The sequence below is a fragment of the Bartonella sp. AA2SXKL genome (assembly GCF_042197205.1).
GTDB lineage: Bacteria > Pseudomonadota > Alphaproteobacteria > Rhizobiales > Rhizobiaceae > Bartonella.
The window spans coordinates 1-289 of sequence record NZ_JBHIRN010000204.1; the positions used below are offsets into that span (position 1 = coordinate 1).

Annotated in this window: 1 pseudogene; it reads left to right on the forward strand. The window is 43.9% G+C overall.

Features of this window, described 5'->3' with window-relative positions:
• Positions 1-289: pseudogene (locus tag ACFINS_RS10705) on the forward strand (phage tail protein); the annotation flags it as partial.

The following is a 289-nucleotide window of genomic DNA, read 5'->3' on the forward strand; positions in this document are numbered from 1 at the left end:
CGAAAACCTTAAGAAAAGTCTTACAAGATTTGCTTAATCCTACCTCTGATTTAAGAAAAGGCATCAGTGATCTCACAGAGAGGATTAAAGGCTGGTTTCGATGGCTAGAACCTCTGATTGGTGAAATAACTCTTTTCAAGGTGGGGCTTGTAGCTCTTGGTTCCTTCATTTTTGGTCCACTCATTGCCGCATTAGCAGCCGTGGGAGCTGCTTTTGTTAGCCTTGGTATCACAATCATGACGACGCCTATTGGCTGGATCATTGGTGGTATTACAGCTCTTGTTGCTGC